Origin of the sequence: Solwaraspora sp. WMMA2080 (genome assembly GCF_027497395.1) — a bacterium.
Taxonomy (GTDB): domain Bacteria; phylum Actinomycetota; class Actinomycetes; order Mycobacteriales; family Micromonosporaceae; genus Micromonospora_E.
On sequence record NZ_CP114910.1, the window covers coordinates 4475409 to 4500458 of the forward strand.

Genomic DNA, 25050 nt, shown 5'->3' on the forward strand with positions numbered 1-25050 from the left:
CCGGTGAAGGTCACCGTCGCGTCGACGCGACGGACTGCGTCGGACCGGACCTCACCGCATCCGGCCGACGATGCCGGTGTCGTAGTCACCGGAGACGAACTCCGGGTTGTCCAGCAGCTCGGCGAAGAACGGCAGGTTGCACTTTGGCCCGGCCACCTCGAAGGCGGCGACTGCGGCCCGGGCCCGGGCGATCGCCTCGGCCCGGTCGGCGCCAGAGACGATCAGCTTGGCCATCAGCGAGTCGTAGAACGGCGTCACGGTGGTGCCGGCGGCGTACCCGGAATCGACCCGGACCCCGTCGCCGGTCGGCTCCGACCAGGCGGTGATCGCGCCCGGTCCGGGCAGAAAGCGTTTCGGGTCCTCGGCGTTGATCCGCAACTCGATCGCGTGCCCGCGCGGCGCGAGGGTGGCCGGGTCGAACGTCGGCTCCAGGCCGGCGGCCACCCGCAGCTGCTCCTCGACCAGGTCCACACCGTAGACCAGCTCAGTGACCGGGTGCTCGACCTGCAGCCGGGTGTTCATCTCCAGGAAGAAGAACTCGCCGGTGGCCGGGTCGAGCAAGCATTCCACCGTGCCGGCGTTGCGGTAGCCGACCGCCTCCCCGGCCCGTACGGCGGCGGCGAGCAGCCCGGCCCGGATCTCGTCGGTCACGGCCGGCGACGGCGACTCCTCGGCGAGTTTCTGGTTGCGCCGCTGCACCGAGCACTCCCGCTCACCGAGGGCGACGACCCGGTCGGTGCCGTCCGGCGCCCGCCAGCCGAGAATCTGCACCTCCACGTGGCGTACCCGGGGGAAGTAGCGCTCGATCAGCACGGACCCGTCGCCGAACATGCGCGCGGCGAACGCCCGGACCTTGTCGAATTCGGTACGCAGCGCGGCGGTGTCGCCAGCGACGCCCATGCCCATTCCGCCGCCGCCAGCGGCGGCTTTGACCATCACCGGGTAGCCGATGGTGGCGGCGGCGTCGAGTGCGGCGTCGACGGTCTCGGCGGGCTCGGTGGTGCCGGCGGCCACCGGAACCCCGGTGGCGGACATCAGGTTCCGCGCGTTGATCTTGTCGCCCATCGCCTCGATGGCGTCACCACCGGGCCCGACCCAGATCAGGCCGGCGGACGCGACCGCGCGAGCGAAGTCGGCGTTCTCCGACAGGAACCCGTAGCCGGGGTGGATCGCCTGGGCGCCGCTGCTCTTGGCGGCGGCCAGGATCGCCCCGGTGTCGCGGTAGCTCTGCGCCGGCTGCGCGGGCCCCACACAGATCGCCTGGTCGGCCTCGGTGACGAAGGGCATGCCGGCGTCGGCCTCGGAGTGCACGGCGACGGTCCGGACGCCCAGCCGTCGGGCGGTACGGATGATCCGCCGGGCGATCTCGCCCCGGTTGGCCACCAGCAACGACTCGATCATGCCTCTCCTCGCGGGGGTGCGGCGCCCGCTGCCGGGCGCGGGGGTGTGCCCGGTGTGCTGCTCAGCCGTGCAGGGCGGCGAGGGTGGCGGCGCGCAGCAGCGTGGCCCGCCGTTCCCGGTCGACCTCGCCGCCGAGGAAGGGGGTGGAGTTCATCAGGCCGAACGCGGCGTGCGCCAGCACCCGGGCCTCGGCCGCGTCGAGGTCGTGGCGCAGCGCGGTGAGCACGGCCACCCACTCCTCGACGTAGAGCCGCTGTAGCCGCCGGATCCGCCGGCGCGGCTCCTCCGGCAACCGGTCGAGCTCGTGCAGGTGCAGGGCGATGACCGCAGGGTTGGCCAGGGCGAACTCGACATGGAACTCGATCAGTGCGGCGAGCGCGGCGGTGGCGTCGCCGGGCCGCGCCGCGACCCGGACACGTCCGCCTTCGAGCAGTTCCTCGCTGACCGGGATGAGCGCGGCGGCGAGCATCGCCTCCTTGCCGGCGAAGTGGTGGTAGAGAGCCGGACCGGTGACCCCGGCGGCGGCGCCGATGTCGTCCATCGACACGCCGTGGTAGCCGCGGGCCGCGAAGAGCCCGACCGCGATCTGAAGAATCTCGTCGCGACGTGAGCGTCGCCGTGGCGCGCTCGGCTCGGCCCCGTCCGTCGCTGCCGTCTGCTGATCTACCGTCACCTGGCCAGCCTAACCGTGTGTCGACCCGAATTGAACGACCGTTCAGTCACCGGAATGCCGTCGACTGATTCACCGGTGTCCACGCTGACCCGACGCCGACGCCCGCCGATCACCGTACCGTCACCGACGCCGAGGGCTCACCCCCGGCGGAGCGGTACCGGAGCTCACCCCCGGCGGAGCGGCACCGGAGCTCACCCCCGGCGGAGCCGGTCAGGTGCCGGCTGGGGCCGCCAGCCCGTCGACGACCCGTGCGTTGGGCAGTACCCCCAGCGCCGGACCGGGAACCACAATCTTGCTGCCCCGCACCCCGGAACCGATCACCACGTGCGGCACCGCCACCACCCGCGCGTCGACCAGGATCGGCCACTCCGGCGGCAGCCCGATCGGGGTGATCCCGCCGTACTCCATCCCGGTCCTCTGCACCGCGTCGGCCATCGGGGCGAAGCTCGCCTTACGCGCGTCGAGCAGCCGGCGGACCGTCCCGTTGACGTCCGCCCGGGTGGTGGCCAGCACCATGCAGGCGGCGTACCGGACGACACCGCCCCGCTTGCCGGCGATCACCACGCAGTTGGCCGACTCGTCGAGCGCCACCCCGTACGCGGCGCAGAAGGCGGCCGTGTCGGCGAGTTCGGGGTCGATCGACGCCACCGCCACATCGTCCACGTCGACCGGCACCTCGGCCGACCACTGCTCGACGGCGGCGGCCACCGGCGCGGCCACCAGGTCGAGTCGGCTCCGGACCGGTTCGGTCTGCAGTTTCCCCAGCACGTCCGCCATCATGCACCCGGCGGCCGGCGAGCCGTGCCGAGGGGCACCGGCCACCCGGGCGCGGTAGATTGACCGCCGCCGCCACCGCGTGCCCGGCCCGCCGCCGGGAGCGGCGCGGCACCGCCGGACAACCCGCCGAGAGGTGATCGTGGCTGCCCCGAGGGCGAGCGTCGTCGTACCCGTCTACAACACCGAGGCCTGGCTCGGCGCGGCTCTGGCGTCGATCGACCGCCAGCCACGGCGGACCGAGATCGAGGTCGTCGTCATCGACGACGGCTCCACCGACTCGTCGAGCGAGATCGCCCGCGACTACGCCCGGCGGGCGCCGGGGGTCCGCTACGTCCGGCAGGACAACGCCGGTCTCGGTGCCGCTCGCAACCATGGGGTACGCCTGGCGACCGGCAACTACCTGGGTTTCCTCGACTCCGACGACCTCTACCCCGACGGCGGGCTGGACCACCTGGTCGACCTCGCCGAGCGGGCCGGGGCGCAGGTGGCGGTCGGCGACATGCACGGCTTCCCGCCCCGGCCCAGCCCGCCCTGGCGGGCGGAGATCGTCGGACCGGCCCGCACCATCGGGTCCGTCGCCGAGGCACCGCTGCTGATCGGCAACCCGTCGGCCTGCAACAAGGTGTTCGCCCGCGACCTGGTCGACCAGGTCGGGGCCGAGTTCACCGAGGGCAGCGCGTTCGAGGATGTCCTGTTCACCGTGCCGCTGCTGGTCCGCTCCTCGCTGACCGCGCTCAGCCCACGACTGGTCTACCTCTACCGACAGCGCGGCAACGGCTCGTCAATCATGGAAGGCCGGTTCCGACCGGCGAAGATCATGCAGCATCTGAACATCATCGAACGGCTGGTCACCGGCAGCTCCGACGTCGCACCCGAGGTGGCCGGGGCGATCCGACGGTGGGTCGCGTACATGCAACTGCACTACGCCGGGCGGGCCGCCGACGTCCTCGACGACGGGCAGCTGGCCGATTTCACCCGCCGGATGGCGGCGCTGCTGGCCGACGTACCGGTGCCGGTCGCCGCCGAGTTCAGCCGGAGCCCGCACGCCGGGCTGCGCGCGGTGGCCCTCTACGAGCAGGACCCGGACGGAGTACGCCAGCCCCGGCACGACGGCCCGGTCCGGCTGCGCGGCGGGCAGCTCTACCTCGACCATCCGCGCTGGGACCGCTACCGGGACCTGCTGCGGCTACCCGCGCCGACCGTCGGCGTGCACAGCGTCCGCCGTGGCGACCCGGCCGGCGACGAGGTGGTCCGGCTCTCCGGCTGGTGCGGCCTGCCCGGCCCCGGCGGCGCGCCCGGTGACCAGCGGGACGACCTGGTGCTGGAGATCGGCGACACGCGGTTGCGGCTGCCGCTGACCGTGGCTGACGGCAGCGGCGGCCGGCTCCGTTGGCGGGTCGACGTACCGCTGGCCACGCTGCCCCGCGGCCGGTACGCGCTGCGGGTCGTCGCCCGCGACAACGGTGCCGAACTGGTACTCCCGCCGGCACCGGGCGCGCCCGGCACCCGGGCGACACTGACCGCCCGGGGCCGTGCCGTGTGGGTCGCACCCGGCCGCCGCGGGCTGCGTCTGGTGGTCTCGGACCCGCTGGTCACCGCCGCCGCGACGCCGGCAAGGTGGAGTCGGATGGCCCGCTACCAGGCCGGACGCGCGGCGCGGCGCGGGGTTCGGGTAGCCCGCCAGGGCCGCCAACGGCTGCGCCGGCTGGCCGCCCGCTGACGCTGCCTGCCCCCGTGGACGCCGGCTGCCGCCCGCTGATCAGGAGTCCTCGGCCAGCAGGTCGGCGCGGCTGTCGCCGAGCAGTTCCCGCAGCCGGGCCAGGGAACGCCGGCTCTGGGTCTTGACCACCGACACCGAGACGCCGAGCGTCTCGGCAACGGTCTCGACGCTCTGGTCCTCCCAGTAGCGCAGCACCACGATCGCCCGGTCGCGGGGCGGCAGACAGCCGAGCGCGTCGATCATGGTGACCCGCAGCTCGGGCCGGGCGGACCGGGCCGGATCACCGTCCTCGCGGGGGCCGGCGATCGGCAGCTCCCGCGCGCTGAGCCGGCGGCGGTGGTCGAGCACCACCCGTAGCAGCACCTTGCGGCTGTACGCCTCCAGGTTGTCGAACCGGGACACCCGCCGCCACGCGGTGTACATCTTGGCCAGTGCCGTCTGGGTGAAGTCCTGGGCCAGATGCCAGTCGCGGCACATCAGGTAGGCGGTGCGGCGCAACCGTGGCGCAGCCGCCGAGGCGAACGCGACGAATTCCGCGTCCACGGCCCCGGACGGGGCGCGGTCCGCCGCCCTCGACCCGTCCGGGGCCGTGGACGCGGAGACCGCCTGGTCGACGGCGGGTCGCGGCTTGCCCACCACATGCCCGGGCAGGCTGATCTCAGCCGCGCCGTACACACTGCACTCCCATGCCTGGGCACCCTCCCCGGTGTGGACCTGCCGGTGTCCGACCCCTGCTGACATAGACGTCGGGTGGGCGACGATCGGTGACACGGGCGGGAAAGTCCCAGGCGTTCGCCAGCTGGTCACCAGCTGTTAGCCTTTTGCCAGGGCCCCCTTCCCCTACCCGACGGACGATGTCGGACCGACGGTTGACCCCCGCCGCCGGACCGACGCACCGACATACGTGGAAGGCGCGCTGCACCGATGGCACTGCTGAGCTTGATCATCCCGGTGTTCCGGGTCGAGAAGTACCTCGCAGCATGCCTCGACTCGGTCCTGGCGCAGCATCGTGCGGACGTGGAGATCGTGGCGGTGGACGACGCCTCCGACGACGGGTCCAGCGCCATTCTGGCCAGCTACGCACAGCAACACCCCGGGATCACCGTGGTCAGCCTGGACCGCAACGGCGGGCTGGGTGCCGCCCGCAACGCGGGTATCGCCCATGCCAGCGGTCGCTACGTATGGTGTGTGGACAGCGACGACTGGTTGCCGGACGGCTCGCTGGCCGCGGTCGCCGACCGGCTCGAGCACACCGACCCGGACTTGTTGATCACCGGGTACTCCCGGGTCCATCCCGACGGCCGGGCGGAGGAACATCCGGTCACCGGCATCGCCCCGGGCCGCCAACTTCCGGAGGTGTTCCGCTTCGCCGACGAGCCAGGGCTGCTCGACGTGCTGTGGATCGCCTGCAACAAGATCATCAAGCGGGACCGGCTGGTCGACACCGGGATCACCTTCCAGTCCGGCTGGTACGAAGACGTCTCGTTCGTGATCCCGCTGCTGGTCGCCGTGGACCGGATCGCCGTGCTGGATCGCGACTGCTACGCGTACCGGCAGCATCACGACGGCGCGATCACCCGGACGGTCAGCGACCGGCACTTCGAGGTCTTCGACCAGTGGCAGCGGGTCTTCACCTACCTTGACGCCCACCCGGGCCGGGCCGCCGCCCTGCGCCCGTTGATCTTCGGTCGGATGATCTGGCACTGCCTTCAGGTGCTCGGGCACCCGCACCGGGTGCCCAGGTCCCACCGGCGGCGCTACTTCCGGCGCACCTACGAGCTCTACCACCGGCATCGGCCGGTCGGCGGGTACCAGGTGCCGGGCAACGGCAGCGAGACGGTCAAGCACCGCCTCGTCGCGGCGAACGCCTATTCTCTCTATCAGACGTTGATGGCCGTCTGGTCACTGCGCAAACGGTTGCCCGGCCGGGCCAGCGGAGCCACCGGGGTCAGCGGGGCCAGCGGGGCCAGCGGGGCCAGCGGAGCTGCTGGAGCCGGTGAGCGGCCGGCAACCGCCGGTCGGACACCGCCAGCAGCGGCGGCGCTGCCGGGCACCGTACCCGCCCGGGGCGGTGCGGTCGACGACGAAGCCGAGGAGGGGGCGATCAGGTGAGGCGAGACGCCGGCTCCGACGCCTCCGCGCCGGCCGGCAGCCGGATCACCTGGCGCCTCACCGGACTACCGGCACCCCACCCCGCCGAACGGCTCGGCCGCGCCGTGGGGTTGCGGGTGCTGCGGCTACCCGGCATCCGGCGCGCGTTGGTGATCGCCGGCACCGTGGACCGGCTACGCGACCTGCCCCACCACCCAGCTGCCGGTCAGCCGGTACGCGCCGCCACCGTGGTCGTCGTCTGGTGGCGGTACCCCGGGCTCGGCTGGTCCGGCAATGTCGGCACGTTGCCGCAGCTGCGTCGGCACCGGGTCGGGCTGCCCAGGCTGCGCCGGGGCGCGGCCACCGTCCGGATGGCGCTCGCCGCCCCGGTGCCGCTGCGGTCGGCGGTACGGGCGGCGCTGCGCGCGTTGGACGGGTCCCGGACGATGCCGTCCCCGGGCACCGCCGACGTCACCGCCCTCGGTGCCCCGCCGGCGTACCTGCCGGCGGGGGCGACCGTGCTGACCGCCGGACCGCTGCCGGAGCGCGACGAGATTCGCGCCCACGACCTGGTGCTGGACAACCGGGACGCCGCCGGCCCGCGAGATTCTGACCACGACACCACCGGCCCGCCAGATCCCGGCCACGACACCACCGGCCCGCAGGGCGAGCGCGGTGCGGCGTACGGTGTCCGGTTGGCCGGCACCGGGCACGCGGTCACGACACCCGCTGGCGAGCGGCTCGTGCTGATCGACGCCGAACGGATCAACCCGCGTGGCCGGCTGGCTGCCGCGTACCGGCCGGAGGCGGCAGAGATCTCCCTCGAGTTCGCCCGCGCCGACCGGTCCGGGGCCAGCAGGTTCCGCGGACCGGTCAGTGGATCGTCCCGGTACGGGTCACTGACCGGCCCCGGGCTGGACGCGGCGGCGCTGGCCGCGCTGCGGCGGGTCCGCGCGGTGCACTGTCGGCTGGTGCCCGGTGAACATCCCGAGCAGACCGCCGGGCTGCTGGTGCAGCTCGCCGCGACCGGGGTGCTCGTGCACGCCCCGGTCCTGCCGCCCGCCGTGGCCGACCTGCTCGACCCGCAGTTACGCGTGCTCGTCACCGGACAGCCGGACGGATCAGCCGGGCCGGACGGGTCAGCCGGGCCGGACGGATCAGCCGGGCCGGACGGGTCGTTGACCGTCGAGGCGCGCAGCGTACGGCAGCGCCGGGCCGCGATGCGCGGCCACGCCGCAGGACTGCGGCTGCCCGGCCTCGCCGACGGCGGGCTGCCGGCACTCGGTCGGCCGCCATCGGTCAGCGCGGTCCTGATCACCCGGCGGCCGGAGCTGGTCACCACCGCGCTGGCCGCGATCATCGCGCAGACCTATCCGGAGATTGAGATCATCCTGGGACTGCACGGCATCGAGTTGCCGGAGTCGGCCCGCCGGGCGTTGTCCGACGCGGGCCGCCCGTTCGAGGTGCTGCACCTGCCGGAGTCGGTCGACTTCGGCGCCGGGCTCGCAGCGGCCACCCGGCGCGCCCGCGGCACACTGATCACCAAGTTCGACGACGACGACAGCTACGGCGTCGAACACGTCTGGGACCTGGTGCTGGCCCGGCACTACTCCGGGGCCACCCTGGTCGGCAAGGGAGCCGAGTTCGTCCACCTGGACGATCAGGGCGTCACCCTGCGCCGACGGTCCGGCATCCCGGAGGCGTACGGCGGAGTGGTCGCCGGTGGCACGATGCTGCTCGCCAAGAGCGATCTGGAGGCCGTCGGCGGCTGGCGCCCGGTGCCCCGCTCGGTCGACCTCGGGCTGATCGAGCGGCTCCGGGCGGAGGGCGCCACCATCTACCGAACCCATCCGCTCGGCTACCTCTACCATCGGCGGCCCACCGGGCACACCTGGGATCCGGGCGAGGCGTACTTCGTGGACAGCGCGTACTCCCGCTGGACCGGCGTCCCGGCGGAGGCGATGGGCGACGAGGTCACACCACCATCGACGGCAGCGGCCAGCGGCGCAGCCGGTGCGGCAACCAGACCAGTTGGTCGCCCACCTTCGTGACCAGACCCTCCTCGCCGAACTCGCGGGCGATGTCCAGGTCGACAGTGGTCATCCCGGCACCGTCGAGCAGCTGCTCCAGCACCGCCAGGTACGCCGGGTCGTCGATGGTCAGCAGGTTGAGCCGACCGGCCCGCCGGTCCCGGACCTGGACGAAGCCGGGGCCCCGCCGGTAGGTGCACTTGTCGAAGTAGAAGGCGTCCCGCCAGGCGGCAGCGACCACCGTACCCGGGTCGGATTCGGCATCAGGCTCGGCGCCGGCGGAGCCGGCGGCGTCAACGGAGCCGGCTGCGCCAGTGGCACCCGCTGCGCCGACGATCTCGACCGTCGCCGGCGGACGCAGATGCCCGTACACCCGCCACAGGTCGCCGTCGCCGCCCGGCAGCCGGATCGACCAGTCCACCTCGATGGCGTAGCTGGTCAACTCGCGGACCAGGACGAGCCGGCGGACCGCGTCGGCCGCCGTCACCGAGTCGGCAGCGGTGAGGTCGACGGTGCCGGGCAGCGCCACCTTGCGTACCCCCCGGTCCAGCCAGTCCCCGACGGTGTCGGCGGCGGACCCGGTGAACTCGGCCGTGCCCAGGTCGATGCCGGGAATGTCGGCGACCGCCGGATCGTGGTCCCGGTGCAGTCGGACCACGACCGGCCCGGTCGGCGGTGCCTCGATGTCGGTGCTGATCAACGCGGTGCTCCTGTCAGACGGCGGTGAGCGCGGGCTCGGGCGTGGGGTGCCCGGCGGACGTGGCCGGATCCGTTGACGCGGCTTCCGCCTGCGCGGCGGCCCGCTCCTGGTGCAGGTGGTCGATGCGGAGCAGGTCCTGGTTCATCGCCTGCGGTGCGATCTGAATGAACTGGTCGGCGTCGCTGAACAGCAGGCCGAGGTCGCTCCAGCGGGCGAGCAGCGTGGCCACCTCCTCCTCCGACGCGGAGATCCGCCGGGCCAGTGAGGCGACGCTGTGCGGCTGGTCCAGCTGCCGGAAGGCGGCGACCTCGGTCGGATCCGTCAACCGCAGCACGTGCCAGTCGAACTGCCGCCGTTCGCTGACCAGCACGATCTCGGTGCCGAGGTCGTGGTGGGTCAACCGGCTGCGGGCATACTCGTGCTGCCAGCCGGTGACGGCCCGGTCGAGCGTCTCGGCGAGATCCTCGTCGATGCCCTGGGTCGGGGTGTCGAAAATGTACGCCAGGTCCATCAGCTCCGACTCGGGCAGGTCGTAGATGAGCCGGTACTGGGCGGCCGGCCGCAGGTCGGTGAAGCCGAGTTCCGGCTTGACGAAGTACGGGCTGAACCGTTCGATGGCGATCCGGGTGCTGCCGTCGGGTGGGCAGAGGTGGTGCAGGGCCGGCATCTGGTCGATGATCGACTGGTAGTCGGCGTCGGTCTCGCCGGGGAAGCCGTACAGGTAGTTCCAGGCGATGGTGATGCCGCTGGTCTCCGCGTCGCGCAGCATCCGCACGTTGAGGCAGCCGGTCACCCCCTTGTCCATGATCTTCAGCACCCTGCTGTTCAGGTTCTCGATGCCTGGCTGGACGCTGACCAGGCCGGCGTCGGCCAGGGCCTGCACCTGCGGGCCGCGCATGTTCGACTTGATCTCGTACTGCAGCCGCAGGTCGTAGTCGGATTCGGCCAGCCGGGGCAGCAGCGAGTTGACGTAGCTCATGTCGAGGATGTTGTCGACGACGAACATGTCCAGCACCTGGTGGCGCTCGACCAGCCCGATGATCTCGTCGTAGAACCGGCCGGGATGCTTGCTGCGGAACTGCATGAACGAGCCGTTGAGCCCGCAGAAGGTGCAGTGGTGCTTCTCGCCCCACCAGCAGCCGCGGGCGCCTTCCACCACCAGCCGGGGCTCGACCCAGTTGTTCGCCTTGGAGCGGGCCAGCCGCTCGAAGTAGCCGGTGTAGTCCGGGCTGACGATCTCAGCCGGCGGCAGCGGTGCGGTGCTCATCGGGTTGGCCACGTGTCGGCCGTCCGGGGTGGCCCAGCACAGGCCCTCGATGCTGGAGAAGTCGGCAGGGCTGTCCGCCGGTGCGGCCGCCAGCGCGGTGAGCAGCTGGGGGAACGCGGCTTCGCCTTCGCCGCGTACCACGAAGTCGATGAAGGAGAAGTTGCGGTGCAGCGCCGCGCCCTGCTCGCCGTCGCAGTTCGCCCCACCGAGCGCGGTACGGATCCGGGGGTCGAGTTTCTTCACCGCCCGGGCAGTCGCCAGCGCTGCGGTGTTCTGCTGGAACGTCGAGGTGAATCCGACGAGGTCTGGTGCCCGGTCGACGATCCGGGCAGCGATCTCGTCGATGAACTCCGGCGCGGCCCGGTGCAGGTCCATGTTGCGGCTCAGGTCGCGTTCGGACATCTGGCCCTGGACGACGCGGGTGAACTCGCTGACCCGCCATTCAGGGTCGTCGTAGAGGGCGGAGGAGAAGACCCAGTCACCGCAGCCGGAGAAGTAGGTGAACAGCGAATAGTAGTAGTAGTCGCCGAGGCCGAACTCACGTCGGTCGACCACCCAGTCGACGAAGTCGAGGTTGGCGTGCATCACCTCGACCTCGGCGTCCGGCATCTTCTGGCGGACGCTGTTGGTGAGGATGCCCAGTGCCAGCGACGGGACATCGATCGATGACCACGGCATGTTGACCAGCAGGATCCGCATGTGCCCTTCCCTTCTATGCGAGCCGCTACCGACGAACCCGGTCAGCGCGGGTGTCGGAGGTGGACAGGTGTGCCGGAGGTACGGAGGCGGTCGGGACCGGTGCGGTGAGGCGGTCGGGACCCGGTGGGGTGAGGCGGTCAGGACCCGGTGGGGTGAGGCGGTCAGGACCCGGTGGGGTGGCGACGGCCACGGCGATGGGATGGAGGCGGTCAGGCGATGCCGGCCAGGGCGCGACCCGCCCGCCTCCACCCCGTACGACCCGGATCAGAACTTGATCTTGACCGAGACCGTGACCGTGACGTTCGCGCTGCGAAGCTGGTCGCGGTTGCCGTTGATCGGGTCGTTCTCGACAACGTTCTTCCGCATGCCGTTCACCTCCTCTCCCGATCGGACCGAACCTGCCAACGTGCGGGGAACAGGGTCAGGCCACTGGCCGCGCCATGGCGAGCGCGACCGCCGTACCCTCCTCCTGCACGCCGTCGAAGTGCCGCTGCATGAACAGCAGCACGGTCTGCATCAGCGACAGATGGCTGCGGGCGTCGAAGTCGTCGTGCCCGGCCCGGCGGCGGACCAGCTGATGCGGAACGCGGCGGGCGGCCAGCAGGCCGGCGTACCGCTCCACCGGAGCCGGCGGGCAACGCACGTCGTCGCTGGAGACGGCGAGCAGCACCGGCGCGGTGACCTGGTCGACGTAGCTGGCCGGCGACGACCGGGCGTACGCCTCGGGAACCTGCTCCGGGGTGCCGCCGAACAGCATCACGTCGAGCGCTTGGACCGCCGGGGACGCCGCATGGAACGCGGCGGCGTAGTCGGCGATCGGGCTGATCGCCACCCCGAGACGCCACAGCCGTGGCTGCACACCGAGGGCGAGCAGGGTCAGATAGCCACCCCACGAGGTGCCCCACAGGGCGACCCGTCCCGCCTCGATCAACCCCTCGGTCACCAGATGCCCGCGGACCGCCGCCAGATCGGCGACCTGGGTCAGCCCGACGCCGGAGCTGAAGTCGTTACGCCAGGCGGAGCCGTAGCCGCTGGACCCCCGGTAGTTGGCACGCACCACCGCGCAGCCGGTGCTGGCCAGGATCTCCACCAGCGGGTCGTACGCGTCCCGCGCGTGCTGCGACGGTCCGCCGTGGACCAGGAAAACGGCGGGACGGGTACGCCGGTCGTCGTTCGGTGTGGTCAGCAGCACGTGGATCGGCCCGCCCGGCCCCGGCACCCACAGCTCCTGCCGCTGGTAGTCGTCGACCGTGGCGGACGCCGCCGGGTCCGGACCGGCGCCACTGTCCGGCAGCCGGACGTCACGGCCCGACCGTAGCTGCGGCGGGGTCAGCGAGTCGGTCCAGATGTAGACGACGTCGCCGTCCGGCCAGACCGCCGCGTCCAGCACACTGCCCGGCGGAGTCGGCAGCACCGCACTGGCCCGCACCGTCAGGTCGGCCTCGTGCAGGATCGTATGGGCGTGCCGATCCTGACGGATCAGGATCCGCCGGCCGTCCGGGTACCAGCTCGCGGTGATCTCGGTGTCGAACCAGCACCAGCTGTGCGGCCGTAGCCCGTCGGTCCGGGTCCAGGTCGCCGGGAAGTACCGGTCGTCCTGCTCCAGCACGAGCAGCAGCCGGGGTTGACCGCCGCCGGGGGCGAAGCCGAGCGCCCAGACCCGCCGATCCGGCTGGCCGGACACCACCCCGACCGTGGCCCCGTCGCGGCCGACCACGGTCACGGCGTCCGCGGCGGCCGGGTCGGTGCCGACCGCCGCCAGCTCACCGGTCGGGTCCAGGTCGACCAGGTACGCGTACCCGGCGGTCCGGGTGACCTCGGTGATCCGTCCGTGCGGGTCGCGCCGGTGCAGGGTCAGGCCGTCGTCGTCGGCGAGCCCGACCAGGGCGGTTCCGTCGTCGGCCATCGCGATCCCGGCGTGCCGCGCCGGCGTCACCCCGGGCAGCGCCGGAGCCGAGACCGGCGAGGTGACCTGGTCAGGGGCGCTGTTCGGGAAGTCGCGGGTACGCCAGACACCCACCCCGGCGAGGTCGTCGTCGAACCACCACACCGTCTCGCCGTCCGGGTCCAACGCGGCCCGGATCGTTCCGGTCGCCCGGTCGGTCAGCTGGGTGACCGTGTCGGTCCGGCGGTCCCAAGCCAGGATCTGGCATCGGCCGTCGGCGTCGCCGACGTAGACGACCCGGTGCGGCGCGTGCTCGGCGACCACCGGCAGCGCCGGGTAGAACAGTCGGTATTCACGGCTCATCGACGTGCCTCCTCTGCCACGGGTTCGGTCGACGTCGTCTCAGGGACCGCCGGCGTCGCCTCGGACCCCGTCGCTGTGGCCTCGGACCCCGTCGCTGTCGCGTCGGATTCGGCCGGCGTCACGTCGTCTGGTGGGTCTTCCGCCCCGGCGCGCAGTTGGCGCAGGTTGACGGTGGTGTAGACGGCCAGCCCGGCCAGGGCGGCGGCGAAGATCAACGCGACGGCGGTCGGGCTGTACCAGGCGACGAGCAGGCCGGCGAGCAGCGGAGCCGGGGTCTGCAGCACCTCGCCGGCGGTGCCCATCACGGTGCCGACCCGGCCCTGCAGCTCGTCCGGCGTCAATGCGATGACCCGTGACTGGAAGATCACCCCGAGCAGTGGGCTGAGCAGGAAGACCAGGCCGAAGAGCAGGCCGTACGTCCAGGTCTGCCGGGCCTGCGACATGGCCGCGACCAGGGCGACCATCGCCCAGGAGGCGACGACGATGACGGTCATCGGCCGGACCCGGCTGAACACGGCGGGCGCCAGCAACGCGCCGGTCAACCCGCCGACACTGGCCACGGTCAGCACCAGACCGATCGACGACGCGGCCGCGCCCTGCTGCCCAGCGGTCAGAATGGCGTAGTAGATGAGCGCACCGAAGGTGAAATTGATCCCGGCAGCCCAGATGGTCACGAAACGCAGGAACGGCTGCCGCCACACGAAGCGCAGGCCGTCCCGCAGATCGGTGAGGAACGACGTGCGTTCGACACGGTCCGGGGTGAGATCGGTGCGGATCGCACCGACCAGAAAAGCGGACACCACATATGACACAGCGTCCACCAGGAATGGCACCCACCGGCCTATCTGGTAGAGCGCGCCACCGAAAACCGGACCGACGATCTGTACGGCGTGATTGCGCGCTTCCAGCCGGGACAGCGCCTTCTTGTCGTCGGCCGGCAGCACCCGGCGGATCGAGCCCGCGCCGGCCGCCTCGTAGCCGCTCTGGGCGAGCCCTTCGACGAAGGCGGCGGCAGCGAGCACCACCAGGGTCGCCGTACCGCTGGCGACCGAAACGAAAAGCACCGCCATCGTGGCGGCGGCCAGCAGCAGTGACGCCACCATCATCCGCTTGCGGGGCAACCGGTCGGCCAGTACGCCGGCCGCCGGCGCGGCGACGAGTCGACCGGCCAGGGCCAGCGCGCCCACCAGACCGGCGGCGGCCGGTGAACCGGTTATCGCGAGGGTGACCAGCGGAAAGACGATTCCGGAGGTCTGCGACCCGAGCTGATCGACGGCTCCGGCTATCCAGTACAGCCGGAAATCCCTCTTACGGTTTCCATCAGTCGGCGTTGAATCAGCGGTTGAGGCAGCGGTCATCACTTCGGCCACATCGTCGACATGAACGTCCCAAGGGGTGGTTGATTGAGACTGTCTTGGCGGGCGTAACTCAGGTGAAATAAATCGACCTACCGGCCCCTGACCGGGCCACGGACAGAAGGCTAACAGCGCCCCAACCAGAGCGCAAGCATGTCAATACTTCAAGTTAGCCCAGGAGCAACCAGCGGCTCGTTCAATCCGAACTTGAGGATAATCGGCCCGCAAATGAAGCTATGCCCACAGGCCGAATTATTACCGCCCTACCCGGGCGTAACAACGACTCGTTGTCATCTTTGCCGTTAAGTAGGCGATGTCAGCCGCAAACCCGGCATCGGCCCTGTTGTCGCGACAAGATCGACAAGGGTGGCTGCCGGCTGACCCGCGGCGCAGCACGGCCAGCATCGGCCGGAGCGCGCCGGCCAGCAACTCCACCCCGCCCGGATACGGCACCACCCCGTCGACGTCCGACGCGCCCCCCGAGACGAACCGCATCCCGGCGATCTCGACCGATGATCCGCAGCGCTTCATCGACTCGACACGCCGACGCTCGTCAGGAGACGCGCATCCGATCAGGAGGCCCCGCCGCTGCAAGAGTTGCAAGGGTTCAAAGCCTTGCTACTGTTCCACACCCCGGAGGGGTGTCGTGCTGCGGATCGTGAGTGTGAACGCCTGGGGTGGGGCGCTGGCCGATGAGCTGCTGCCCTGGCTGGCCGGCTGCGCGGCAGACGTGGTCTGCCTGCAGGAGGTGACCCGGACTCCGGGCCTGACCGGGTGGACCCGTTTCGACGACGGCGACCGCGCCCTGCCGCAGCGCGCGAACCTGTTCGACGACGTCCGCGCCGTACTGCCCCGGCATCAGGCGTTCTTCCTCACCAGTGACTCCGGGCCGGTGACCGACGGGACGGGTGCCCGCCATCGGCAGGACTTCGGCCTGGCGACGATGGCCGCCGAGCGGCTGCCTGTCGTCGGTGTCGACTCGGCCTTTGTGCACGGAACCTTCGTCGAGCACGCCGAGTGGACCGTCGCCGATCGTCCACGGGTGGCGCTCGCCGTCGGCGCAATCGGCCGTACCGCCGGTCGGCGGGTGTGGGTGGTGCAGGTGCACGGTCTGCGCGACCCGGCAGGCAAGACGGACACCCCGGCGCGCCAGGCCCAGGCAGTACGGCTGGCCAAGCTGGTCCAGCGGGTACGCGACCCGGATGATCTGGTGGTGGTGTGCGGGGACTTCAACCTGCTGCCCGACAGTGCGACGTTCGACATACTGGGTGGTATCGGACTGACCGACCTGGTCGGCACGGCGGACACCCGTACGTCGCATTATCCGAAGCCGGGCCGGCACGCGAGCTACCTGCTGGTCTCCGACGTCGCCGCCGTCGAACGACTCGAAATCGTGCGTCAGCCGGAAGTCTCCGACCATCGCGCCCTGGTCCTCGACCTGCGGGCCTGACCTCGTCGGCCGCGAACCGTTCCCGCCCCGGTATGACCACCCTTGCCGGCGGGTACTCGTCGGTCATGGTGGGCAGCGCCAACACTGCGACTCGATCCCGCGCCCCGATGACAGGGTCGGACTACAACGGAGTTCTCGTGCGGCCGGCCGGGTACGCCGATCTGGCAACGACGGCCCGTACGCATGTGGAGTTCCTGCCGGTCGGACTGTTCCCGTCGCTCGGGGCAGGCTTCGTCCGTCGCTGGCACCGCACCTACCTCGACTCCCGGCACGGCGTCGGCTACGTGGTCACCGACCCGACGACACCCGGCGACGACGTTGTCGGATTCCTGCTGGGCACCACCGACCAGGCCGCCCACATGGCGGCACTGTTCGCCGATCGGCGGACACTGGCGTCCCTCGCGGCGGCCGGGGCGGGGGCAATGGCCCGCCGCCCCACATTGGCGCGTCAGCTACCCTCCCGGGCCGTTCCCTGGGCGCGTCAGATCGCGCAGCGCCGGTCTGGCCAGCCACCCCCGTCGGACGGTCCGGCCGACAATCCGCAGGTGGCGGTGATGATCGCGTTGGCGGTGCGACCGCAGTGGCGGGGCAGCGGAATCGGGGCGGAACTCGTCCGCCGGTTCGTCGAGGATGCCCGGCGTGCCGGGGCGGTGGAGGCCGAGCTGGTCACCCCGGTCGGGCCGGCCGGAGCGACCGGCTTCTACGAACGGCTCGGCTGGGAGCTCGGGCCGTGCTGGCATACCCACGACGGCGACAAGCTCCGCGCCTACCGTCAGCGCCTCGTCGCCACCGCTGGCGGCTGATCAGTCGTCAACCCGCTGCCAGGCGGTGAGTAGGTCGGCCGGCCGGTAGAGCACGTCGAGTCCACGGCAGGACGCGCCGCTGCGGGAAACGGCGACGGTCGGCACCGGCTCGTCGGTCAGCGCTGCCCGGTGCCGGAACAGCGCGGACAGGTCGTGCCCGTCGAAGGGTGCCTGGTCGTGCCATTTGATCGAGCCGACGAAGTACAGCTCGCGGGCGGCCGGTGCCCGATCGGCAGCGACGATGTCTATCTCGACGTCGTTGGATCTGGTCCAGTACGCCCCGATGGCGGGTGCCGCCGGCAGCGAGTCGTCGGGCAGCAGCCGGGCGAGCGCGTCGCGGATCAGCGGCTCGACGGCCCGGCCCCGCCAGCTCGGGAAGCTCGTGCGGATGCGGGCCAGGGTCAGGTCACCCCGGCCGCGTTCGATCTCCGGCATCGCGGGGGCGAGAAACCGCAGCCAGAAGCGCAGGTACGGGTCGACGATCCGGTAGCGGCGGTCCTTCGACGGGCGGGTGGACAGCGGTAGTTCACCGGTGACGAGCCGCTTGGCCTGCAGGGTTTCCAGGGATCGGTGCAGCGACGTAGCGGACATTTCGCCGGCCGTACGGGCGATGTTGGTGAACGTCCGCTCGCCGGAGCCGATCGCGGTCAGCACCTCACGGGCCTGGAGCTGGGCGGGGAACTCGGCGGCGAGTGACCGTTCCGCGGAGACCAGCAGCGCCGATGTCGGGTCGGCCAGCGCCACGCCGAGGAAGTCCCAGACGCTGGCGCCGGGCGGCCATTCAGCGGCGACCAGCGGCAGCCCACCGGTGATCAGGGCGGCGTCGATCGCGTCGGCGGGTGGCAGGTCGAGCATGGTGGCGAGGTCGGCCGGGCTGAGCGGGCCGAGCACCATCTCGCGGCCGCGCTGGTGGAACGGCCGACGGTAGTCGTTGAGCGCCTCCATCATCGCCAGGTCCGAGCCGATGAGGACGAGCAGCACCGGCTTGCGGGACAGCAGCCGGTCCCAGGCCCGCTGCAGGATGCCTTCGAACTGCTGCTCGGGATTCATCAGATAGGGCACTTCGTCGAGGACGACGACGCTGGGGGTGTCGTCGGGCAGTGCCGCTGCCAGCAGCCGGAACGCGGCATCCCAGTCCGACGGGTTGGCGGCGGCGATCAGGTCCCGGCCGGGCAGGGTGGATTCGGCCGCGTCGGCGATCAACTGCCGCAGTTCGGTGGCGGTGCCGGCACCGGCGGCGGTGAAGTAGAGGTACGGCACCTGCGCGTCGTCGACGAACCGCTCGACCAGGCGGGACTTGCCGACCCGCCGCCGCCCTCGGATGAGCAGGCAGCGACCGGGCCGGTCGTCCCGGGCCGAGGCGATGCGGTCCAGCTCGGCAGCGAGGGTGCCTAGTTCCCGGGTACGCCCGACGAAGCTCGCCACGCTAACTCCCATGTTAGTAACACCGATGTTAGTAACATCGAGGTTAGCTCAGGCGTGAACATGGCGGCACAGCCACCGCGAGGGCTGCAATATTAGCTCAGCTACTGCAAAACCGGATAAATTAGACAGCTCTGGCCGGCGTCGCCAGCGACCAGTGGGGCATGATCAGCACAGCACAGGCCGCGCATCTCGGGATCACCGCAGTCAGGCTGGCCAGCATGGCTCGTGCCGGAGAGCTTGACCGGCTCGCCCATGGCATCTACCGCCCGTAGGCGACCGGTGTCCGGGCGGTGGCGCAGCTGATGGAGCCGTTTAGCGCCGCAGCTCAGTCTCCGGGATATCCGTCGAGGAGCCGTGCAGCGACAGCTGGTGGCAAAATGGTTGACCAGATTATTTCACCGGGACCAGGATTCAACCCAACCACACCGTTTGGCTCTGGCATCCAGCTGCTGAGATCAACATCAGGAATCGCGTTTATGATTACCGCGAACACCTTCGGATCGGCGACGTTTTCAGCACCTATAACCAGGTAGGTCTCGCCATCGTTAGCCCTGGCCCAGGCCCTCACGCTGTAGTTGTGGAACTCTGCCTGATAAACGTGGCCACTCCGGAGAGATCGAGCAATTAGGTCACATACGATCCTACGTATTTCCACCTCCCATGCTGCGGCATGTTCTAGTTCGAGGCGTTTCCAGTCCCAGTCTGCAGGGCAAACATTCAGGTGGTGCGCGCTGGGATTCCGCGTGGTGGCATAGCGTGATGGCCGGTTGGTTGGTGGCCGCCGGCTGATGTTGACCTGGGTGGGGTGGGGGTCAGGTGGGTGCGGGTAGGTTCGGCATCCAGGGTCGTCCGAGGATGGCGTCGCGCAGGACGGCCATTTTGTCGAGGCCGTTCTTCGCCGCGCTGGAGACGTAGCCGAGGATCTTGTACCGATCCTTGGTGCGTTGCTCGCTGGTGAGCCGCCCGGAGATCTTCTGCTGGATCTTCGCCGGTCGCAGGTCCCGTTCGGCCTGGTTCGACGTCGGCGGCACCAACAGGTCGTCAACGAAGCGCAGCACGTCGGCACGTCGGTCCCGGAAGACTTCCAACAGCAGGCGGGCTTTACGCTCACCCGGCCGGTTGCCGATGGTGCTGGTGTCGGACAGTCCGACCAGCACGCCGTGGTGCAGCCGGTACAGCAACTCGGCCTTCACTGTGGGGTCGATGCCCGGCCGGTTCTGCTCACGGGCCGTGTTCGTCTCGTGGATCAGCGCGCGCAGCGCGTCGGAGATCTGCTTCGGCCAGACCGCGTCGGGGTACACCTCGGCCGCACCGTCAAGATCACGTAACAGGTGAGCGCAACACAGTTGGTGGACCAGCGTGCCCAACTCGGCCGAGTCGTAGTTCCGGTACCGGTCGTGCACGACCACCGAGCCGGTCAGGTCCTTGACCACGAACGCCGTGAACGTGGCCAGGTCCCGGTCACCGACCTGGTAGTGAGTCCACAACTCGGTACACGCCACGAGCAGGTACTTCTCGGCCTTCTTCCGGCCCGGCCTCGGTTTCTTTGGCCCGACCCGCAGCGGCGTCTCGTCACAGCACACCGCGTACGCCAGGGTGATCAACATGCGGATCCGTTTGTCGACCTCGCTGGTCAGCGCCGCGACCCGGGTCAGCACGCCGTGCACGAACCCCGGCGACGGTGTCGCACCGGTCAGCGACCGAAGCATCTGTACACACCGCTGCACCGGGATGAAATGCACGACCATCAGATAGACCGCCCACGCCTGCAGGTTCGGGCCGTACCCCACCGGACCGGCCCCCGCGCCTTCCGGCCGGGCCGCGGTGTGCAGCTTCCCGCACCCACACCGCACCGCATGCTGGTCGTACTGGGTCAGCGTCGCGGTCATCAACGGAACCTCGACCTGCTGATACCGGTCCACCACACCCAGATCCCGCGCGTCCACCAACTCCGCGCCGCACCCGCAACTACCCTCGGGGAACCGGTCCCGCCGCTGATCAGGAGCATCCGACCAGGCCAGGTTCGACCCCGGCGCACCCCGCTGCCTACCCCGCGTACCCGCCGGGGTGTCCCGCTTCTTCCTCGCCGCAGGTGGCGTACGCCCCGGATCATCATCCTTCGACGGCGGAGACGACGAGTTCGACGAGTTCCGCGACAACAGATGCTCGACCCGCGCCAGCCGCACCGCGAGCGCCTCGTACGCCGCCGTCAACTCCGCGATCTGCGCGTCCTGCTCAGCAATCCGAGCGTCCTGCGTCCGTGCCAGCGAGATCAACTCTTCACGAGACAGATCCTCCGACACCGACACGCCAAGATCAAACCACAACGGACAGAACGGCGTCGAGCCGGTCGAACCCCGTCACTCAACCCGCGCTGACCGTCACTCTTCGCGCACCACCTGAATGTTTACTCTGCAGGTAGCCACTTTTCGGATGATCCACCCTCGCGCTTAACAGCTCCCGCAAGGGCTTCATAGAAGTCGGCCGGATCGCCCTCGCGTCTAAATCCGGCGGCTCCCATCCACCATGGAGCAGCGCGAACCTGTGGTCCCGCATCTGCGTGGTCTGCTTCCAACAAGCGAGTGGCAACACCGCGCCAACGACCCGTCTTGACTTTGAACCACACGCGGTCCTTCAGGGTAACGACCCTTTCAACACCTCCAGCAGCATGTGCTTCCGGTAAGCGCTGAGCCTCTACTATCAGATCATGATCATGCTCACTGAGCGATTCGGTGATAGGTGGAACTCGAAGATCAAGATTCGTCATACAGACGCGCGTTGGTCGGACGGGCTTGGCCTCACCGCTCATTCGATGAGTTTAGAGCCCAAACCCACCCAAAATCCAGACGGGCTCAGCGCCCGTCAGGCATGCCACCGTACTCGTCAAGCCGATCAGCAGGCACCCCGGTAAGGAGTGAGACAGCGGACCTGGACGAACCGTCAAGGTGGCTAAGAGCAGCGCGAACGCCCTCGTTGATCTCGCTACGATGTGCCTCGATGTACTCGCGCACAGCAGCATCGACGATGTCTTTCTTGGCCATGCCCAGAAAGTGGGCGGCGTGAGAGATGAGCTGGTCAGTACCGACGTCAACCTTGATGGGAGCGGACGTTGCAGCCATGAGGCCCCCTTCCTGTGACCTACAGTACCTTGGTACCAAAGTACCCGGCAACACCTAGCACCTTACCTCTCAACGATACTGGTCCTAGGCTGGTACGGCGACCGCGTTGCGAAGTCTGCACCTGATCATGTGAGCGTGTAGCCCCAGGCGAGGAGCTAGCAGTCAAGCTGCCAGCATGGGCATATCGGTAATCTACGGACAGACAGGTGCTAAGTACCTAATCTCGCCGCCCGCACACCGGCTCGGCCGACGACGAGGCAGGTGGCAGATGCTGCGTGACTATCTGGAGCCGATGAACGGCGACGGCGCTGCCGGTTGAGACCGGCCGACTCACCTGACGGTTCGTCGGGCCTGTTCGGCTCGCCACAGCAGTTCGCCCTGCTCGGCGGCTGCCTCGTCGGCGGCGATCCATCCGTCGATCTCGGTCCGGTGGTCGGCGTAGTAGCGCAGCGCGACGTCGACGCTGTGCCGGCTCAGCCCGGTGCTCGCCATCATCTCGGTGACCAGTTCGTCGCCGTCCAGCTCGGGGGTTTCGGCCTTGAGCGCGTGTCGCGCGGCGATGACCTCCCACACGTCGGGGCCGCCGGCCAGCGCGGCCCGCTGCCCGGTCGGGCCGTCGCGCAGCAGGATGCCGGGGTACGTCGCGCCGTCGTACAAGCTCATGGGCCTACTCCTCCTCATCGAAAGGAAGTGCGGGTCCGTTGTCGGTGACTCCGTCGGGGAGCCGGCCGGCGGCGGCAAGCCGCTCGTACGCCCAGCGCCAGTCGTCGCAGCGGCTCCGCAGGCAGGACACGCAGACCTTGAGCGTCGGCGAGTCGGTGTGGGCGGCCAGCACGTCCCGGTAGACGGCGACGAGGTCCTCGCGGACCGGCACCGCCTCCCCGGCGGCCGGCCCGCCGCTCACCGCGCACCCGCGTAGTGGTGGTGCTGGCCGTTGGCCTGCCGCTGCGGGTCGAACCGGGCCTCGAACTGCTCGGTCTGCCATGCGCGCAGCGCGTTGCGCACCCGGTCGGCTTCGGTCCAGGCCATCCGCAGCTCACGGCGTAGCTCGTCGACCTCGTCGGCGACCCGTTCCAGGTAGTCGTGGACCTCGTCGGGGTCGAGGCCGCCGCGCCAGCGGCGCGGCAGGAACCGCATGGCGCGCACCGCCGGCCCGGTCAGCCGCGATCGCCGTACGCCGTTGTGCCCGCTGTTGCTCCGGTAGTCGCCGCCGGTCACGGCTGCCAGCCGGTGCCGTACGGTCGCCGCGTTGCGCCTGAACACGTTGTGCCTCCTTGGGGGAGAGAATCGTGGAGAGGCGCCGGGGCGGGCGGGATCACGCCAACCGAGTTTGCAGACCTGGGAGCCGCGTTGCCGGGCACCCGCCCCGGGCCGTGCCACCACGATGCCGCGCGCACACGGCCGGAGAACAGCGCATGCTTGGTGCACGCTGTGCCGTAAACATTCAGGTGGTGCGCGAAGAGTGACGGTCAGCGCGGGTTGAGTGACGGGGTTCGACCGGCTCGACGCCGTTCTGTCCGTTGTGGTTTGATCTTGGCGTGTCGGTGTCGGAGGATCTGTCTCGTGAAGAGTTGATCTCGCTGGCACGGACGCAGGACGCTCGGATTGCTGAGCAGGACGCGCAGATCGCGGAGTTGACGGCGGCGTACGAGGCGCTCGCGGTGCGGCTGGCGCGGGTCGAGCATCTGTTGTCGCGGAACTCGTCGAACTCGTCGTCTCCGCCGTCGAAGGATGATGATCCGGGGCGTACGCCACCTGCGGCGAGGAAGAAGCGGGACACCCCGGCGGGTACGCGGGGTAGGCAGCGGGGTGCGCCGGGGTCGAACCTGGCCTGGTCGGATGCTCCTGATCAGCGGCGGGACCGGTTCCCCGAGGGTAGTTGCGGGTGCGGCGCGGAGTTGGTGGACGCGCGGGATCTGGGTGTGGTGGACCGGTATCAGCAGGTCGAGGTTCCGTTGATGACCGCGACGCTGACCCAGTACGACCAGCATGCGGTGCGGTGTGGGTGCGGGAAGCTGCACACCGCGGCCCGGCCGGAAGGCGCGGGGGCCGGTCCGGTGGGGTACGGCCCGAACCTGCAGGCGTGGGCGGTCTATCTGATGGTCGTGCATTTCATCCCGGTGCAGCGGTGTGTACAGATGCTTCGGTCGCTGACCGGTGCGACACCGTCGCCGGGGTTCGTGCACGGCGTGCTGACCCGGGTCGCGGCGCTGACCAGCGAGGTCGACAAACGGATCCGCATGTTGATCACCCTGGCGTACGCGGTGTGCTGTGACGAGACGCCGCTGCGGGTCGGGCCAAAGAAACCGAGGCCGGGCCGGAAGAAGGCCGAGAAGTACCTGCTCGTGGCGTGTACCGAGTTGTGGACTCACTACCAGGTCGGTGACCGGGACCTGGCCACGTTCACGGCGTTCGTGGTCAAGGACCTGACCGGCTCGGTGGTCGTGCACGACCGGTACCGGAACTACGACTCGGCCGAGTTGGGCACGCTGGTCCACCAACTGTGTTGCGCTCACCTGTTACGTGATCTTGACGGTGCGGCCGAGGTGTACCCCGACGCGGTCTGGCCGAAGCAGATCTCCGACGCGCTGCGCGCGCTGATCCACGAGACGAACACGGCCCGTGAGCAGAACCGGCCGGGCATCGACCCCACAGTGAAGGCCGAGTTGCTGTACCGGCTGCACCACGGCGTGCTGGTCGGACTGTCCGACACCAGCACCATCGGCAACCGGCCGGGTGAGCGTAAAGCCCGCCTGCTGTTGGAAGTCTTCCGGGACCGACGTGCCGACGTGCTGCGCTTCGTTGACGACCTGTTGGTGCCGCCGACGTCGAACCAGGCCGAACGGGACCTGCGACCGGCGAAGATCCAGCAGAAGATCTCCGGGCGGCTCACCAGCGAGCAACGCACCAAGGATCGGTACAAGATCCTCGGCTACGTCTCCAGCGCGGCGAAGAACGGCCTCGACAAAATGGCCGTCCTGCGCGACGCCATCCTCGGACGACCCTGGATGCCGAACCTACCCGCACCCACCTGACCCCCACCCCACCCAGGTCAACATCAGCCGGCGGCCACCAACCAACCGGCCATCACGCTATGCCACCACGCGGAATCCCAGCGCGCACCACCTGAATGTTTGCGCTGTGCCGAGCTCGTGATGCACGTTTGTAGCGACACCCGCACCGAGCTGCACTATCACGCTTTCCTCGGTTTCGAGCCGTGGAACTTCCACGTAATCCACAGCGCTAGCAGCCCGTTGCATTGATCTTGTTCTTCTGTGTGTACTACGTGCAC

At 70.1% G+C, this 25050-nt stretch carries 20 protein-coding genes; 6 read left to right on the top strand and 14 right to left on the bottom strand.

What is annotated here, in order from left to right; all coding sequences use genetic code 11:
• Window positions 1-51: 51 nt before the first annotated feature.
• The 3 genes from O7543_RS20280 to O7543_RS20290 all read right to left on the bottom strand — a co-directional run bounded on the left by O7543_RS20280 (window position 52) and on the right by O7543_RS20290 (window position 2839).
• Complete coding sequence (locus tag O7543_RS20280) at window positions 52-1401, bottom strand: biotin carboxylase N-terminal domain-containing protein (protein ID WP_281552388.1); 1350 nt, start codon at window positions 1399-1401, stop codon at window positions 52-54.
• Between the two features lie 61 nt (window positions 1402-1462).
• Window positions 1463-2074: a TetR/AcrR family transcriptional regulator gene (locus O7543_RS20285; RefSeq protein ID WP_281552387.1), complete on the bottom strand. Its 612-nt coding sequence runs from the start codon at window positions 2072-2074 to the stop codon at window positions 1463-1465.
• A gap of 210 nt (window positions 2075-2284) precedes the next feature.
• Complete coding sequence (locus O7543_RS20290; protein ID WP_281555772.1) at window positions 2285-2839, bottom strand: YbaK/EbsC family protein; 555 nt, start codon at window positions 2837-2839, stop codon at window positions 2285-2287.
• Window positions 2840-2990: 151 nt separating this feature from the next.
• On the opposite strand from O7543_RS20290, the gene O7543_RS20295 reads away from it, so the two are divergent.
• Window positions 2991-4571 carry a glycosyltransferase family 2 protein gene (locus O7543_RS20295; RefSeq protein ID WP_281552386.1) on the top strand — a complete coding sequence of 527 codons (1581 nt, stop codon included), beginning with the start codon at window positions 2991-2993 and terminating at the stop codon, window positions 4569-4571.
• 39 nt (window positions 4572-4610) lie between these two features.
• Here O7543_RS20295 and O7543_RS20300 read toward each other — a convergent pair whose 3' ends face one another.
• A complete protein-coding gene (locus O7543_RS20300; RefSeq protein ID WP_281552385.1) occupies window positions 4611-5312 on the bottom strand; it encodes a SigE family RNA polymerase sigma factor in 702 nt (233 codons plus the stop codon).
• A 183-nt stretch (window positions 5313-5495) separates the two neighbouring features.
• Here O7543_RS20300 and O7543_RS20305 point away from each other — a divergent pair, with 183 nt between their 5' ends.
• On the top strand, window positions 5496-6683 hold the full coding sequence (locus O7543_RS20305; protein ID WP_281552384.1) for a glycosyltransferase family 2 protein: 1188 nt from the start codon (window positions 5496-5498) through the stop codon (window positions 6681-6683).
• Window positions 6680-8713 carry a glycosyltransferase family 2 protein gene (locus O7543_RS20310; protein ID WP_281552383.1) on the top strand — a complete coding sequence of 678 codons (2034 nt, stop codon included), beginning with the start codon at window positions 6680-6682 and terminating at the stop codon, window positions 8711-8713. Before O7543_RS20305 ends, O7543_RS20310 begins: the two co-directional genes overlap by 4 nt.
• Here the strand turns inward: O7543_RS20310 and O7543_RS20315 are convergent.
• The 4 genes from O7543_RS20315 to O7543_RS20330 all read right to left on the bottom strand — a co-directional run bounded on the left by O7543_RS20315 (window position 8637) and on the right by O7543_RS20330 (window position 14964).
• The gene (locus tag O7543_RS20315) at window positions 8637-9392 is read right to left on the bottom strand and encodes a DUF5825 family protein (RefSeq protein WP_281552382.1); all 756 of its coding nucleotides are present in this window, start codon (window positions 9390-9392) and stop codon (window positions 8637-8639) included. The genes O7543_RS20310 and O7543_RS20315 overlap by 77 nt on opposite strands.
• A 13-nt stretch (window positions 9393-9405) precedes the next feature.
• Complete coding sequence (locus O7543_RS20320; protein ID WP_281552381.1) at window positions 9406-11358, bottom strand: RiPP maturation radical SAM C-methyltransferase; 1953 nt, start codon at window positions 11356-11358, stop codon at window positions 9406-9408.
• A gap of 421 nt (window positions 11359-11779) precedes the next feature.
• On the bottom strand, window positions 11780-13606 hold the full coding sequence (locus tag O7543_RS20325) for a prolyl oligopeptidase family serine peptidase (protein WP_281567180.1): 1827 nt from the start codon (window positions 13604-13606) through the stop codon (window positions 11780-11782).
• The gene (locus O7543_RS20330) at window positions 13603-14964 is read right to left on the bottom strand and encodes an MFS transporter (protein WP_281552379.1); all 1362 of its coding nucleotides are present in this window, start codon (window positions 14962-14964) and stop codon (window positions 13603-13605) included. Before O7543_RS20330 ends, O7543_RS20325 begins: the two co-directional genes overlap by 4 nt.
• Before the next feature lie 643 nt (window positions 14965-15607).
• On the opposite strand from O7543_RS20330, the gene O7543_RS20335 reads away from it, so the two are divergent.
• Together O7543_RS20335 and O7543_RS20340 are read left to right on the top strand one after the other, a co-directional pair.
• On the top strand, window positions 15608-16411 hold the full coding sequence (locus tag O7543_RS20335) for an endonuclease/exonuclease/phosphatase family protein (RefSeq protein WP_281552378.1): 804 nt from the start codon (window positions 15608-15610) through the stop codon (window positions 16409-16411).
• A 107-nt stretch (window positions 16412-16518) separates the two neighbouring features.
• Window positions 16519-17214: a GNAT family N-acetyltransferase gene (locus tag O7543_RS20340; RefSeq protein ID WP_281552377.1), complete on the top strand. Its 696-nt coding sequence runs from the start codon at window positions 16519-16521 to the stop codon at window positions 17212-17214.
• Here the strand turns inward: O7543_RS20340 and O7543_RS20345 are convergent, their stop codons facing one another.
• The 6 genes from O7543_RS20345 to O7543_RS20370 form a co-directional block, all read right to left on the bottom strand.
• The gene (locus tag O7543_RS20345; protein ID WP_281552376.1) at window positions 17215-18639 is read right to left on the bottom strand and encodes an ATP-binding protein; all 1425 of its coding nucleotides are present in this window, start codon (window positions 18637-18639) and stop codon (window positions 17215-17217) included. It lies immediately after the preceding gene.
• 812 nt (window positions 18640-19451) lie between these two features.
• Window positions 19452-20948: an IS66 family transposase gene (locus O7543_RS20350; RefSeq protein WP_281550504.1), complete on the bottom strand. Its 1497-nt coding sequence runs from the start codon at window positions 20946-20948 to the stop codon at window positions 19452-19454.
• Window positions 20949-21491: 543 nt separating this feature from the next.
• Window positions 21492-21758 (bottom strand): hypothetical protein, encoded by a 267-nt coding sequence (locus O7543_RS20355; protein WP_281552375.1) that lies wholly within the window; start codon window positions 21756-21758, stop codon window positions 21492-21494.
• A 330-nt stretch (window positions 21759-22088) separates the two neighbouring features.
• Window positions 22089-22421 carry a hypothetical protein gene (locus tag O7543_RS20360; RefSeq protein WP_281552374.1) on the bottom strand — a complete coding sequence of 111 codons (333 nt, stop codon included), beginning with the start codon at window positions 22419-22421 and terminating at the stop codon, window positions 22089-22091.
• A 4-nt stretch (window positions 22422-22425) separates the two neighbouring features.
• Entirely contained in the window at window positions 22426-22662 is a 237-nt protein-coding gene (locus O7543_RS20365) for a hypothetical protein (RefSeq protein WP_281552373.1), read from the bottom strand.
• Window positions 22659-23021, bottom strand: a complete 363-nt coding sequence (locus O7543_RS20370) for a DivIVA domain-containing protein (RefSeq protein WP_281552372.1) — start codon at window positions 23019-23021, stop codon at window positions 22659-22661. The genes O7543_RS20365 and O7543_RS20370 overlap by 4 nt, the downstream gene beginning before the upstream one ends.
• A gap of 275 nt (window positions 23022-23296) precedes the next feature.
• Between O7543_RS20370 and O7543_RS20375 the strand changes: the two genes are divergently transcribed.
• A complete protein-coding gene (locus O7543_RS20375) occupies window positions 23297-24793 on the top strand; it encodes an IS66 family transposase (protein WP_281550504.1) in 1497 nt (498 codons plus the stop codon).
• Window positions 24794-25050 lie beyond the last annotated feature (257 nt).

Bases quoted from the DNA above. Each gene is read 5' to 3' on its own strand.
- O7543_RS20355 (WP_281552375.1), bottom strand. From the start codon at position 21,758: ATGGCTGCAACGTCCGCTCCCATCAAGGTTGACGTCGGTACTGACCAG.
- O7543_RS20340 (WP_281552377.1), top strand. From the start codon at position 16,519: ATGACAGGGTCGGACTACAACGGAGTTCTCGTGCGGCCGGCCGGGTAC.
- O7543_RS20305 (WP_281552384.1), top strand. From the start codon at position 5,496: ATGGCACTGCTGAGCTTGATCATCCCGGTGTTCCGGGTCGAGAAGTAC.
- O7543_RS20325 (WP_281567180.1), bottom strand. From the start codon at position 13,606: ATGAGCCGTGAATACCGACTGTTCTACCCGGCGCTGCCGGTGGTCGCC.
- O7543_RS20280 (WP_281552388.1), bottom strand. From the start codon at position 1,401: ATGATCGAGTCGTTGCTGGTGGCCAACCGGGGCGAGATCGCCCGGCGG.
- O7543_RS20330 (WP_281552379.1), bottom strand. From the start codon at position 14,964: ATGACCGCTGCCTCAACCGCTGATTCAACGCCGACTGATGGAAACCGT.
- O7543_RS20300 (WP_281552385.1), bottom strand. From the start codon at position 5,312: ATGTCAGCAGGGGTCGGACACCGGCAGGTCCACACCGGGGAGGGTGCC.
- O7543_RS20320 (WP_281552381.1), bottom strand. From the start codon at position 11,358: ATGCGGATCCTGCTGGTCAACATGCCGTGGTCATCGATCGATGTCCCG.
- O7543_RS20360 (WP_281552374.1), bottom strand. From the start codon at position 22,421: ATGAGCTTGTACGACGGCGCGACGTACCCCGGCATCCTGCTGCGCGAC.